This is a genomic window from Gottfriedia acidiceleris (assembly GCF_023115465.1).
Lineage (GTDB): Bacteria > Bacillota > Bacilli > Bacillales > Bacillaceae_G > Gottfriedia > Gottfriedia acidiceleris_B.
In genome coordinates this window covers 313,084-326,399 of sequence record NZ_CP096034.1, presented here as the reverse complement: position 1 = coordinate 326,399, position 13,316 = coordinate 313,084, and the positions used below count along the sequence as shown (strand labels likewise).

Annotated in this window: 12 protein-coding genes and 1 riboswitch; all 12 genes read right to left on the bottom strand. The window is 36.1% G+C overall.

The features are described from left to right. Positions 1 to 31 precede the first annotated feature (31 nt). Positions 32 to 1,297, bottom strand: a complete 1,266-nt coding sequence (gene purD / locus MY490_RS01670) for a phosphoribosylamine--glycine ligase (RefSeq protein WP_248267704.1) — start codon at positions 1,295 to 1,297, stop codon at positions 32 to 34. A 19-nt stretch (positions 1,298 to 1,316) separates the two neighbouring features. Continuing rightward, positions 1,317 to 2,852 carry a bifunctional phosphoribosylaminoimidazolecarboxamide formyltransferase/IMP cyclohydrolase gene (purH, locus tag MY490_RS01665; protein ID WP_248267703.1) on the bottom strand — a complete coding sequence of 512 codons (1,536 nt, stop codon included), beginning with the start codon at positions 2,850 to 2,852 and terminating at the stop codon, positions 1,317 to 1,319. A 49-nt stretch (positions 2,853 to 2,901) separates the two neighbouring features. Next, positions 2,902 to 3,465 (bottom strand): phosphoribosylglycinamide formyltransferase, encoded by a 564-nt coding sequence (purN, locus tag MY490_RS01660; protein WP_248267702.1) that lies wholly within the window; start codon positions 3,463 to 3,465, stop codon positions 2,902 to 2,904. Beyond that, positions 3,465 to 4,502, bottom strand: coding sequence for a phosphoribosylformylglycinamidine cyclo-ligase (purM, locus tag MY490_RS01655; RefSeq protein WP_248267701.1), 1,038 nt, complete (start codon positions 4,500 to 4,502; stop codon positions 3,465 to 3,467). The genes purN and purM overlap by 1 nt, the downstream gene beginning before the upstream one ends. Positions 4,503 to 4,582: 80 nt before the next feature. Further along, positions 4,583 to 5,995 (bottom strand): amidophosphoribosyltransferase, encoded by a 1,413-nt coding sequence (gene purF / locus MY490_RS01650; RefSeq protein WP_248267700.1) that lies wholly within the window; start codon positions 5,993 to 5,995, stop codon positions 4,583 to 4,585. Beyond that, positions 5,980 to 8,199 (bottom strand): phosphoribosylformylglycinamidine synthase subunit PurL, encoded by a 2,220-nt coding sequence (purL, locus tag MY490_RS01645; RefSeq protein ID WP_248267699.1) that lies wholly within the window; start codon positions 8,197 to 8,199, stop codon positions 5,980 to 5,982. Before purL ends, purF begins: the two co-directional genes overlap by 16 nt. Continuing rightward, positions 8,183 to 8,866, bottom strand: coding sequence for a phosphoribosylformylglycinamidine synthase subunit PurQ (purQ, locus tag MY490_RS01640; RefSeq protein WP_248267698.1), 684 nt, complete (start codon positions 8,864 to 8,866; stop codon positions 8,183 to 8,185). Before purQ ends, purL begins: the two co-directional genes overlap by 17 nt. Next, positions 8,863 to 9,117 carry a phosphoribosylformylglycinamidine synthase subunit PurS gene (purS, locus tag MY490_RS01635; RefSeq protein WP_069032645.1) on the bottom strand — a complete coding sequence of 85 codons (255 nt, stop codon included), beginning with the start codon at positions 9,115 to 9,117 and terminating at the stop codon, positions 8,863 to 8,865. The genes purQ and purS overlap by 4 nt, the downstream gene beginning before the upstream one ends. Next, positions 9,105 to 9,827, bottom strand: a complete 723-nt coding sequence (purC, locus tag MY490_RS01630) for a phosphoribosylaminoimidazolesuccinocarboxamide synthase (protein WP_056474748.1) — start codon at positions 9,825 to 9,827, stop codon at positions 9,105 to 9,107. Before purC ends, purS begins: the two co-directional genes overlap by 13 nt. Before the next feature lie 114 nt (positions 9,828 to 9,941). Next, complete coding sequence (purB, locus tag MY490_RS01625) at positions 9,942 to 11,237, bottom strand: adenylosuccinate lyase (protein ID WP_248267697.1); 1,296 nt, start codon at positions 11,235 to 11,237, stop codon at positions 9,942 to 9,944. Then, positions 11,234 to 12,382: a 5-(carboxyamino)imidazole ribonucleotide synthase gene (gene purK / locus MY490_RS01620; protein WP_248267696.1), complete on the bottom strand. Its 1,149-nt coding sequence runs from the start codon at positions 12,380 to 12,382 to the stop codon at positions 11,234 to 11,236. The genes purB and purK overlap by 4 nt, the downstream gene beginning before the upstream one ends. After that, positions 12,379 to 12,864 carry a 5-(carboxyamino)imidazole ribonucleotide mutase gene (purE, locus tag MY490_RS01615; protein WP_248267695.1) on the bottom strand — a complete coding sequence of 162 codons (486 nt, stop codon included), beginning with the start codon at positions 12,862 to 12,864 and terminating at the stop codon, positions 12,379 to 12,381. Before purE ends, purK begins: the two co-directional genes overlap by 4 nt. A 132-nt stretch (positions 12,865 to 12,996) precedes the next feature. Beyond that, positions 12,997 to 13,098, bottom strand: a riboswitch (purine riboswitch). Positions 13,099 to 13,316 lie beyond the last annotated feature (218 nt).

Here is a 13,316-nt window from a genome sequence, read left to right as displayed (position 1 = left end):
TCATTAATAATAAATGACGACCCCTTTCTTACTAATTATTTACTTTAATTGCTTTATGTGCTATATCGTGGCGATAGAATAAGCCAGTTGATTGAACAGTATCAATTTGTTTATATACATTTTCGCAAGCTTCATTAATGGAGCTTCCTTTATGCGCAATAATTAATACTCGTCCACCATTTGTAACATATTCATTATTTTCAAGCTTTGTACCAGCGTGGAAAACCATTGTTTCATTACTTACATTATTTAATCCAGAAATTACAGCACCTTTTTCAGGAACTTCTGGATATCCATTTGCAGCAAGCACAACTCCAACAACAGCTTCCTCTGACCATTCTAAATTGATTTCTTCTTCATTTAATATTGCTAATAATACTTCAGCTAACTCACTCTCTAAACGGGGTAATACAACTTCAGTCTCTGGATCACCAAATCTTGCATTAAACTCGATTACTTTAGGTCCTTGGCTTGTTAACATTAAACCAGCATAAAGTATTCCAGTAAAATATCTTCCTTCAGAAATCATTGCTTTTGCGACTGGTACTACTATTTCATTTAAAGATTGTTCAACAACTGAATCTGAGATTTGTGGTACTGGCGAATAAGCACCCATACCACCCGTATTAGGTCCTTTGTCTCCATCATAAGCACGTTTATGGTCTTGAGCGATTACCATAGGATAAACCTTATTCCCGTTAACAAATGACATTAGCGAGAATTCTTCGCCCTCCAAATATTCTTCAATTACTACAGATGCACTTGCATCGCCGTACTTTTCATCAAGTAGCATATCATGAAGGCTTACGATTGCTTCTTCAATTGTCATCGCTACAACTACACCTTTACCAGCTGCTAAACCATCAGCTTTAATAACAATCGGTGCGCCAACATTTTCAACATATGCTTTTGCTTCTTCAAAATTAGTAAATGTTTCATATGCTGCAGTCGGGATTGCGTATTTTTTCATTAAATCCTTTGTAAAGCTTTTACTTCCCTCAATAATTGCCGCTTCTTTAGTTGGACCAAATATCTTTAAATTAGCAGCTCGAAAATCATTTACAATTCCGTTCATTAAAGGAACTTCAGGACCAACGATTGTTAAATCAATTTCTTCCTTTTTTGCAAATGCAATAAGTGCTTCATGGTCACTTTCATCAATATTGACAAGTGTTGCAACATCAATCATTCCATCGTTACCTGGAGCAACAAATACGTCTGTTACATTCTCCGATTGATTTACCTTCCAAGCAATTGTATGCTCACGGCCTCCGCGACCAATGACTAATACTTTCATCTTGTCATCTCCTTATTTCTTAATGTTTAAAGTGACGAACCCCTGTAAAGACCATTGCAATTCCATATTCATCAGCTTTTTTAATTGAATCTTCATCTTTAATTGATCCGCCCGGTTGAATAATAGCTGTAATACCAGCTTTAGCCGCTGCTTCTACTGTATCATTCATAGGGAAAAATGCATCTGAAGCTAACGCTGCTCCATTTGATTTTTCGCCAGCTTGCTCAATCGCAATTTTTGCAGCTCCAACGCGATTCATTTGACCTGCACCAACACCGATTGTCATATGATCTTTCGCTAAAACAATTGCATTTGATTTAACATGTTTTACGACTTTCCAACCTAATTTTAAATTCTCCCACTCTTCTTCAGTCGGTTGACGTTTTGTAGGAACTGTAATTGTTGCTTCATCTAATCCAAATGTATCCATATCTTGACGTAATAAGCCACCATGAACTGTCGTTAATTTAGGTGCAAACGTAGGCTTAGTTTCTAAGTCTACTGTTAATAAACGTAAGTTCTTTTTACTAGTTAAGATTTCTAAAGCCTCTTCACTGAATGAAGGAGCGATAATAATTTCTAAGAATAATTCATGCATTTTCTTAGCAGTTGCAGCATCAACTTCACGGTTTGTCGCAATAATACCTCCAAAAATGGAAACTGGATCAGCAGTATAAGCACGATCATAAGCTTCTTCAATTGTAATACCTTCGCCTACTCCACAAGGATTCATGTGTTTTACAGCGACAACAGCTGGATTTGAGAATTCACGTACAATATTTAATGCTTCATTAGCATCATTAATATTGTTATAAGAAAGCTCTTTACCATGTAATTGCTCTGCATAAGCAATAGACGAAACTGTTGGCATTGGCGCACGATAGAATGTCGCTTTTTGGTGAGGATTTTCACCATAACGTAAAGATTGTTTTAATTCGTAAGTAACAGTATAGCTTTCAGGATTTTCTTCTCCTACTTGCTCTGTTAAATAATTGGAAATTAATGAATCATAAGCTGCAGTATGACGGAAAACTTTAGCAGCTAATCGACGGTTCGTAGTAATAGAAACCGAATTATTTTCAGCTAACTCAGCTAAAACTACTTCATAGTCTGTTGGGTCAACTACTACAGATACAAATTCATGGTTTTTAGCTGCTGAACGAAGCATTGTAGGGCCACCGATATCAATATTTTCAATTGCATCTTCAAATGTAACATCAGGCTTCATAATCGTTTCTTTAAACGGATATAAATTTACACAAACTAAATCAATTGGCTGAATACCTAACTCGTTCATTTGACGCATATGTTCTTCATTTGAACGAACTCCTAGTAAACCTCCGTGAATTGAAGGATGTAATGTTTTCACACGACCATCCATAATTTCTGGAAAGTTAGTTACTTCTGAAATACCAATTACATTTAATCCAGCATCTTTTAGTAAATTATAAGTTCCACCTGTTGAAATAACTTCAAAATCATGTTTAATTAATCCACTTACAAATTCAATAATCCCTTGTTTATCTGAAACGCTAACTAAAGCTCGTTTTTTCATGATATACATTCCCCTATCTAATCGATTTCATGCTCTATATCTAATCTAATTAACTAAACAATTTTTTTAGTGTTTGCACATATAAAACATGCTCCACACTATGAACCTTCTGCTCAAGGGACTCCTTAGAATCTCCCTTTTCAATCAGAATTTCTTCTTGCGCAATAATTGGACCAGTATCCATTCCTTCATCGACATAATGAACCGTTACACCAGTCGATTCGACACCTGCTAGGAGAGCTTGACCAATTGCGTCTTTTCCAGGAAATAATGGTAGAAATGAAGGATGAATATTTACTATTTTCCCAGGAAATGAGTCTAAAATTGTCGGACCAATCAATCTCATATAACCCGCTAATACGATAAATTCGACACTTAACTCTTTAAGATGGGCAATAATTTCACTTTCATACTGCTCTTTTGTTTCATAGTTTTTCGCTGAAAATATAAATGATGGAATATTTGCTTGCTTTGCTCTTTCGATACAAAATGCATTTGGACGATCACAAACAAGCAATTTCACTTCAGCATTCACTTCTCCGCTTAGAGTTGCATTAAGAATGGCCTGAAAGTTACTGCCATTTCCTGACGCAAATACGGCAATCTTCTTCATTACAGAGAACCTCCGCCAAAGGTTACACCTTCACCTGCTTTTGTTCTTCCGATAATAAATACTTTTTCTCCGTCTTCTTCTAATAGTTTAATAGTGTCATGTAAGTTCTCTTCATTAACTGCAAGAACCATTCCAATACCCATATTAAAAATATTAAACATTTCTTCGCGCTTCAATTCACCAATCTCTTCTAATAAATCAAAGATTGGTTGGATTGGCCATGAACCGTAATCAATTTCTGCACCGATTCCTTCTGGAAGCATTCTTGGGATATTTTCAATAAACCCACCACCAGTAATATGTGCCATACCTTTTACTTCAAACTTTTTTAGTACATTTAAGATTGGTTTTACATAAATTTTAGTTGGGCGTAGTAGTTCTTCGCCTAAAGTATGACCTAATTTATCAATGTGTTGATCAAGCGTTAAGCCACCTTTTTCTAATAAAACCTTACGAACTAGAGAATATCCATTACTATGAATCCCGTTTGATGAGATTCCTAATAAGATATCTCCTTCTTTAATGCTTTGTCCTGTTACAAGCTTCGGCTTGTCAACAATCCCTACTGCAAAACCAGCAATATCATATTCATCTTCTGGATACATACCAGGCATCTCTGCAGTTTCTCCACCGACTAATGAGCAACCTGCTTGAACACAACCATCAGATACACCTTTTACAATTTGCTCAATTCGTTCAGGTACAGCTTTGCCAACTGCTAAGTAATCTAGGAAAAATAAAGGCTCAGCTCCTTGAACCACAATATCATTCACACACATCGCGACTGCATCAATGCCAATCGTATCGTGACGGTCCATTTGGAAAGCTAATTTTAATTTTGTTCCTACTCCATCTGTCCCTGATACAAGAACCGGTTCCTTATAGTTGAATTTGGAAAGATCAAACATTCCTCCAAATCCTCCTAATCCACTAAGAACTTCTTGACGCATTGTTTTTTGAACGTGTTTCTTCATTCTGTTCACTGCTTCATAGCCAGCTTCGATATCTACTCCAGCTTGTTTATATGCATTCGCCATGTGATGATTTCCCCTTCCGTTCCTTATGAATAGATTCAAAAAGAGGCGGCGACTTTGCTCACCGCCTCTGTTTTTTAATATTAATTATGAGAATGTACTAATTCATTTTCATCATAGATTACTGTTGGATACTTCCCTGTAAAGCAAGCAGTACATTGTCCTCTATTTGGTCCCTCATGATTTCTACCAATAGCATCTAGTAATCCTTCTAAACTAATAAATTCTAATGAATCTGCACCAATTTCTTCGCAAATTTCTTCTATTGTATTAGTTGCAGCAATTAACTCTTCTCTTGTAGAAGTGTCAATACCGTAATAACAAGGATTTTTTAATGGTGGTGCGCCAATACGTACATGAACTTCACTTGCACCTGCATCACGTAACATTTGTACGATTCGGCGGCTTGTAGTTCCACGAACAATTGAATCATCTACCATTACTACACGTTTCCCTTCAACAATCGAACGAACTGGAGAAAGTTTCATCTTAACTCCTTGCTCTCTAAGTTCTTGAGAAGGTTGAATAAATGTGCGAGCTACGTACCGATTTTTAATCAATCCAAGTTCATATGGAATACCAGATTCTTCTGCGTAACCAACTGCTGCTGAAATACTTGAATCCGGAACACCGATTACTACGTCTGCTTCAACAGGAGCTTCTTTAGCTAATACACGTCCCATATTTTTACGTGCAGCATGAACATTGATATTATCAATATTGCTATCAGGACGAGAGAAATAAATATATTCCATACTACAAATTGTGTGATTAACTGATGAAGTAAACTGATCAGTTTCCACTCCATTGTCTGAAATAATAAGTAATTCTCCCGGATTAATATCTCGAATATATTTAGCTCCGACTACATCAAATGCACACGTCTCTGAAGCTACAACATAAGCGTCACCTAGTTTAGCTAACGCCAATGGTCTAAAGCCATTTGGATCTAGTGCTACATACATTGCATCTTTTGTTAGAACTAAGTAAGCGAAAGCTCCTTTGATCATATTTAAAGATGCTTTAATGCTATCTTTTAATGGAGCAGAACCATTTCGTTTAATTAAATGTGCAAGTACTTCAGTATCAGAAGTAGTTTGAAAAATACTACCTTGCATCTCTAAGTCTTTACGTAATCTTGAAGCATTTACTAAATTACCATTATGAGCAAGAGCAATGCTTCCAGTATGAGATTGGAATAATAGAGGCTGAACATTTTCATAGCCGCCTCCGCCTGCAGTTGCATAACGAACATGACCAATAGCAGCTTTTCCGTGTAAATCATTTAATTGACCTTTACTGAAAACTTCTGTTATTAAGCCAAGTCCCTTTGCACCTTCAAGTTCATTCCCATTCGTTACAACAATTCCAGCTCCTTCTTGGCCTCTATGTTGTAAGCTATGAAGACCATAGTAGGAGATTTGGGCAGCATCTGTATGCCCCCAAATTCCAAATATTCCACACTCTTCGTTTAGTCCTTTTATTTCAGCAAGCATGGGATCGCCTCTTTCCAAGCTTGTTTGAGTTCATCAACTGAAGCATGAAGAACTGTTTCATTGTTTTCATTACGAACTGTTACTGATGTTTCTTCTGTAACTGTACCGATTAACTTTGCATCTACTAATGCTTCGAATTGTTCTTTATGTTCAGGTTTAACTGAAAGTAAGAAACGTGATTGAGTTTCGCTAAATAATGAAACAACTTCATTTCCTTCGATCGTAATAGTTGCACCAACTTCTGACGGACCAAATGTGCTTTCTGCAATCGCTACAGCTAAACCGCCCTCAGAAATATCGTGTGCTGAAGCAACTACACCTGCTTGAATAGCAGCAAGAATTTGCTCTTGGCGACTAGATTCAACAGCTAAATCAATACTTGGTGCTTTACCAAAGATTTTGCCATTTAATAATTTTTGAAGCTCACTTCCACCGAATTCAGCTTCTGCTCCGCCGATTACATAAATTAAATCTCCAGCAGTTTTAAAGTTTTGTGTCGTGATATGCTCGACATCTTCAATTAGACCTACCATACCAACTACAGGAGTTGGGTAAACTGCTTCACCATTTGTTTCGTTATATAATGATACGTTACCACCGATTACTGGAGTACTTAATACATTACAAGCTTCACTCATACCATCTGTTGCTTTTTCTAACTGCCAGAAAATCTCAGGTTTTTCAGGATTTCCGAAGTTTAAGCAATCTGTAATTGCAAGTGGACGAGCACCTGAACAAACTACATTACGAGCTGCTTCTGCTACTGCAATTTTCCCACCAACTTCAGGATCTAAATATAAGTAGCGTGCATTACAGTCAGTAGTCATTGCTAGAGCTTTTTTTGTATCACGAATTCTGATTACTGCAGCATCTGAACCTGGAGCAACTACTGTATTTGTACGAACCATGTAATCATATTGACCGTAAACCCACTCTTTACTTGCGATTGTAGGTTGAGAAAGTAATTGTTTTAACGTTTCTTTTGAATCACTAATTTCAGGGATATAGTTTTCCATCGCTTGGAACTCACCATAATATGCAGGTTCAGTTGATGGCTTATGATATACTGGAGCTTCTTCAGCAAGAGCATCTACAGGTAATTCAGCTACAACCTCACCTTTATGAAGTAAGCGAAGCATCTTATCGTCTGTAACACGTCCTACAGATACAGCATGTAGATCATACTTTTCAAATAAGTCTACGATTTCTTGCTCTCTACCTTTTTCTACAACTAGTAACATACGTTCTTGAGATTCAGATAACATCATTTCGTAAGCTGTCATACCAGCTTCACGTTGAGGAACTAAATCAAGATTCATCTCAATTCCCATTCCTGCTTTTGAAGCCATCTCAGCAGATGAAGATGTTAATCCAGCTGCACCCATATCTTGAATACCAACAAGAGCGTCATTTTGAACAACTTCTAAACATGCTTCAAGTAATAACTTCTCCATAAATGGATCGCCTACTTGTACCGCTGGGCGTTTCTCATCAGATGCATCAGATAACTCTTCAGAAGCAAAAGTTGCACCATGAATTCCGTCACGTCCAGTTGAAGCACCAACGTACATTACTGTATTTCCAGCACCATGCGCTTGACCTTTTTTAATATCTTTATGATTGATTAATCCAACACACATTGCATTTACTAAAGGATTTCCTTCGTAACATGGATCGAAGTTTACTTCTCCACCAACTGTTGGAATACCAATACAGTTTCCATATCCAGCAATACCTGCAACAACTTCTTCAAATAAATATTTAACTCTTGGAGTTTCTAATTCACCGAATCGTAAAGAATTTAGAAGTGCAACAGGACGTGCTCCCATTGAAAATACGTCACGAATAATTCCACCTACACCAGTTGCAGCACCTTGGTATGGTTCAATTGCAGAAGGGTGATTATGGCTTTCGATTTTAAATACTACAGCTTGCTCATCGCCAATATCAACAATACCTGCTCCTTCACCTGGTCCTTGTAAAACATGCTCACCGCTTATTGGGAATTTACGTAATAAAGGTTTTGAGTTTTTATAACTACAATGTTCAGACCACATTACTGAGAATAATCCAAGCTCTGTATAGTTCGGATTGCGACCAATAATTGATTTGATTAATTGAAACTCTTCATCCGTTAAGCCCATAGTGGCATAAATTCTATCATTTTCAATTTGAATTGGATTTGGCTCAAGAAGTAACGACATGGTTTTCCCTCCAGTTTCTTACAATCGAACGAAATAGTTGAAGTCCGTCTGCACTACCTAATAATGCATCAACTGCACGCTCAGGGTGTGGCATCATACCTAATACATTTCCATTTTCATTAACAATTCCTGCGATATCATCTAAACTACCGTTCGGATTATTTTGATAACGGAAAATTATCTGATTATTATTTTTAAGTGATTCGTAAGTTTCTTGATCGCAATAGTAATTTCCTTCACCATGTGCGATTGGTACAGTAATTACTTGACCTTTTTCATAACCAGTTGTAAACATTGATTCATTGTTTTCAACAACTAGCTCTACTTGTTTACACATGAATTTTAATTTCTCATTACGTCTAAGTGTACCTGGTAGTAGACCTGCTTCAGTTAGGATTTGGAATCCATTACAAACGCCAAATACTGGTTTACCTTCAGCAGCAGCTTTCTTCACGGCATCCATCACGTTTGCAAAACCTGCAATTGCGCCAGAGCGTAAGTAATCTCCATATGAGAAGCCACCTGGTAATAAGATACCATCAAATTCATCTAAATTCGTTGAATCATGCCATACGTATTCTACTTCTTCGCCTAACTCATCTTTGATTGCATGATACATATCAACATCACAATTTGAGCCCGGGAACACAATTACTGCAAACTTCACTGTGCGACTACCTCCTCTACCTCATAACGGTAATCTTCAATTACGATGTTTGCTAATAACTTTTCACACATTTCTTTTACTGTAGTATCTAAATCTGCAACATTTTTATCAATTAATAATTCCATATATTTACCGATACGAACATCTTGAACTTCGCTAAAATTCATGCTATGAAGTGCATTTTTAACTGCATTTCCTTGTGGATCTAAAACACTTTCTCTTAATGTAACGAATACTCTTACTTTGAACATGATAATCCCCCTAAGCGTTTTAAAATTTCTTCGTATCCATCTGTTAAGTTACCTAAATCTCTACGGAATACATCTTTATCAAATTTTGCGTTTGTATCTTTATCCCATAATCGGCAAGTATCTGGTGAAATCTCATCTGCTAACAAAATTGTTCCATCATTTAATTTGCCAAACTCTAATTTAAAATCAACTAATCGAACATTACATGCATTAAACTGTTCTACTAGTACATCATTAACACGGAGAGCAATCTCTTTAATTGTTTCAAGATCTTCAGTTGTTGCTAGTTTAAGTGCAGCGATATGATCTTCATTAATAATTGGATCACCTAAATCATCACGTTTGTAATAAAATTCAATGATCGGTTTTTCTAACTTAACACCCTCATCTAATCCCATGCGTTTCGATAAGCTACCAGCAACGATATTTCTAACAACTACTTCAATTGGTACAATTGTTACTCGTTTTACAAGTTGTTCAAGTTCTGATGTTTTTTCTACGAAATGAGATGCAATACCTGATTCCATTAACTTTGAAAATAGTAAACTAGTAATTGCATTATTCAAGCGACCTTTACCGGCAATTTCTGCTTTCTTTTCACCGTTAAATGCAGTTGCTGAATCTTTGTACTCAACTCTTACAATTTCAGGATTCTCAGTTGAGAAAATTCTTTTTGCTTTTCCCTCATACAACATTACTTGCTCTGCCATGCTAACAATGCCTCCCATATCCTCATTTAAACACCCAATAGAATTTCTGCTTTATCTGTTATTTGACTTGTTTGGCTAAGAATTTTTTTCTCTAATCTTAGCCAAACAAATTTACTAATTTAATCCTAAGCGTTCAAAAATTGTATCGACTTGACTTAAGTGGTAGCTGTAGTCAAAGCAATCATTAATTTCTTCTTGAGATAATAAAGAAGTAATTTTTTCTTCTGCTTCTACAAGCTCTTTAAACTGAACTTGAGTTTCCCAAGCTTCCATTGCTTTTGGTTGAACAGTATCATAAGCCTCTTCACGTGACATGCCTTTTTCAATTAAAGCAAGAAGTACACGTTGAGAATAAATTAATCCGTAAGTACGGTCCATATTACGTTTCATATTCTCAGGGAAGACTGTAAGGTTTTTAACAATATTTCCAAATCGATTTAACATGTAATTTAAAAGTATTGTTGCATCCGGTAAGATGATTCTTTCTGCAGATGAATGTGAGATATCTCTTTCATGCCAAAGTGATACATTTTCATAAGCCGTAACCATATGACCTCTAATTACACGAGCTAAACCTGTCATGTTTTCAGATCCAATTGGATTACGTTTATGTGGCATTGCAGAAGAGCCTTTTTGACCTTTTGCAAAGAATTCTTCAACTTCACGTGTTTCACTTTTTTGTAATCCACGTACTTCAGTTGCAAACTTCTCAATTGAAGTTGCAATTAAAGATAATGTAGCCATGTAGTGAGCATGACGATCACGTTGTAAAGTTTGAGTTGAAATTGGTGCTGCTTGAATTCCTAACTTTTCACAAACATATTCTTCAACAAATGGAGGAATATTTGCATATGTTCCAACAGCGCCTGAGATTTTACCTACTCGAACTGTTTCAATCGCATTCTTAAATCGCTCTAAGTTACGCTTCATTTCTTCAGTCCATAATGCAAGTTTTAAACCAAAAGTAGTTGGTTCTGCATGTACACCGTGAGTACGTCCCATCATTACTGTGTACTTGTGTTCTTTAGCTTTCGTTTCAAGAATTCCAATGAAATTCTCTAAATCTTTTAATAAGATATCATTTGCCTGACGTAGTAAGTATGAAAGTGCCGTGTCTACTACATCAGTTGATGTTAAGCCATAATGTACCCATTTACGTTCGGCGCCTAATGTTTCAGAAACCGCACGTGTAAATGCAACTACGTCATGACGTGTTTCTTTTTCAATTTCATAAATTCGGTTTATATCAAAAGAAGCTTTTTCACGTAACACTTTTACGTCTTCTTTAGGAATATCTCCTAATTCAGCCCATGCTTCACATGCTAAGATTTCAACTTCTAACCAAGCTTTAAATTTGTTTTCTTCTGTCCAAATTGCTGCCATTTCTGGGCGTGAATAACGTTCAATCATATTTTTACCTCCACCGGGTTTTGTTTCCAAATCCCTAACTCTTGTACTTTTTGCATCGCTAGTTCTGTTGATGCTGCCATTATATTAATATGTCCCATTTTACGGCCTTTTTTGCTTTCTTCTTTTCCGTAAAGATGGACATTTAATGTACTATCATTTTGCATCACATTCAATACTTCTTCAACATGTTCACCTAATATATTCACCATTACAACTGGTTTAAGTAATTCCGTATTCCCTAATGGTAAATTACAAACCGCTCGAACATGCTGCTTAAATTGTGAAGTTTCGACTGCCTCCATCGTATAGTGTCCTGTATTATGTGGACGCGGAGCTAATTCATTAATATAAACTTGCTCATCTTCTGTTACAAATAACTCAATTGCTAAAACACCTACAAGATGAAATGAGCTAGCTACTTTTTTTGCATAGTTCTCTGCTGTTTCTATTACTGATTTTGAAGTATTTGCCGGTACAGATGAAGTATGCAGAATTTGATTTATATGAACATTCTCTGCTATTGGAAACGTATTTACCTCTCCATTACTATTTCTTGCGACAATTATTGACAATTCTTTTTCAAAAGGAACCCAGCCCTCAAGAATACATTGCTGTTTTTTAACAAGTTCTAACGCTTCAACAAAGTCTTCTTCAGATCTTAAAACAACTTGCCCTTTTCCGTCATAACCACCTGTTGTTGTTTTCAAAACAGCTGGTAAACCTATTTTCGTGACTGCCTCAGAAAATTGCTCTTCATTTTCTACTAGTCGAAATGGAGCAACCTTTATGCCTAAATTTTGAATAGCTGTTTTTTCAGTTAATCTATTTCTTGTTAGCTTCAATAACTCACTACCTTGAGGTAAATAGGAATGCTCATCTAAGTACTCAAGTGCATTTACATCAATATTTTCAAATTCATATGTTATAACATCACTTACATTCGCAAGCTGTTTAATTGCTTCTAAATTAGAATACTCAGCCGTAATCTCTATATCTGATACTTGCCCACAAGGCGAGTTCGGAGTAGGATCTAAAACAGCTATTTTATAGCCCATTTCTCTCGCTGAGAGCGCCATCATTCTTCCAAGTTGGCCTCCCCCGATAATCCCTATTGTTTGTCCTGGTAAAATTACTTTGCTATTCATAGTGATTCACTGCTTTCTAGAACTTGTTTAGTAGTGTTTTCACGACGAGTTTCTAATGCTAAATAAACTTCTTGATCTTGGATACTTAATACTTGAGCTGCAAGTAAGCCTGCATTCGTCGCACCTGCTTTACCAATTGCAACAGTTGCAACAGGTACTCCACCTGGCATTTGCACAATTGATAATAATGAATCTAACCCATTTAAAGCTTTTGATTGTACTGGTACACCAATTACTGGAAGTGTCGTTTTTGCTGCTACCATTCCTGGTAAGTGAGCAGCCCCGCCTGCACCCGCAATGATTACTTTAATACCTCGTTCTCTAGCTGATTCTGCATACTCAAACATTAAATCTGGTGTACGATGTGCTGAAACAACACGTTTCTCATAACTTATATTTAGCTCTTCTAACACATCACAAGCATTTTTCATTGTTTCCCAATCACTTGTACTCCCCATAATGACCCCAACTATCGGTTTCATCTGCTTTTCCCCCAAGTTTATTCGCTATTTTTTTATTTTTACAAAAAATTCCCAACAAAAAACGCCTAAATAGAATTATTTCTCCATGGCGAGAAAGATAATCTACTTAGGCGTATACTAATTTACGTACACGTGTGATTAACTTCCCCTCATAGTCCAGTAATTTAAGGTTACTAGGTAGAAACTTTTGGGCCATATTCCCAAACTTATATGAGGTTTGCTAAATTTCCTATCTCTATAGTATCAATTTATAACACTTTTTTCAATAAAATATGAATGTTTTTCTTAAAAAATATTTTAATGTTCGTGTTTTACTCAGCTTTTCACATTCTATGATGTCAATTATAATTAAATTACGGATAGTAATGGTATTTTTTTATTTCTTATTCGGATTTCTATTATCGACTAATCAATGAAAAAAAAAGCTATCTATCCCTATAATAAATAGGAAA

Coding starts and splice junctions, on each gene's coding strand:
- purD (WP_248267704.1), bottom strand. CDS start 1,297: ATGAAAGTATTAGTCATTGGTCGCGGAGGCCGTGAGCATACAATTGCT.
- purH (WP_248267703.1), bottom strand. CDS start 2,852: ATGAAAAAACGAGCTTTAGTTAGCGTTTCAGATAAACAAGGGATTATT.
- purN (WP_248267702.1), bottom strand. CDS start 3,465: ATGAAGAAGATTGCCGTATTTGCGTCAGGAAATGGCAGTAACTTTCAG.
- purM (WP_248267701.1), bottom strand. CDS start 4,502: ATGGCGAATGCATATAAACAAGCTGGAGTAGATATCGAAGCTGGCTAT.
- purF (WP_248267700.1), bottom strand. CDS start 5,995: ATGCTTGCTGAAATAAAAGGACTAAACGAAGAGTGTGGAATATTTGGA.
- purL (WP_248267699.1), bottom strand. CDS start 8,199: ATGTCGTTACTTCTTGAGCCAAATCCAATTCAAATTGAAAATGATAGA.
- purS (WP_069032645.1), bottom strand. CDS start 9,117: ATGTTCAAAGTAAGAGTATTCGTTACATTAAGAGAAAGTGTTTTAGAT.
- purC (WP_056474748.1), bottom strand. CDS start 9,827: ATGGCAGAGCAAGTAATGTTGTATGAGGGAAAAGCAAAAAGAATTTTC.
- purB (WP_248267697.1), bottom strand. CDS start 11,237: ATGATTGAACGTTATTCACGCCCAGAAATGGCAGCAATTTGGACAGAA.
- purK (WP_248267696.1), bottom strand. CDS start 12,382: ATGAATAGCAAAGTAATTTTACCAGGACAAACAATAGGGATTATCGGG.
- purE (WP_248267695.1), bottom strand. CDS start 12,864: ATGAAACCGATAGTTGGGGTCATTATGGGGAGTACAAGTGATTGGGAA.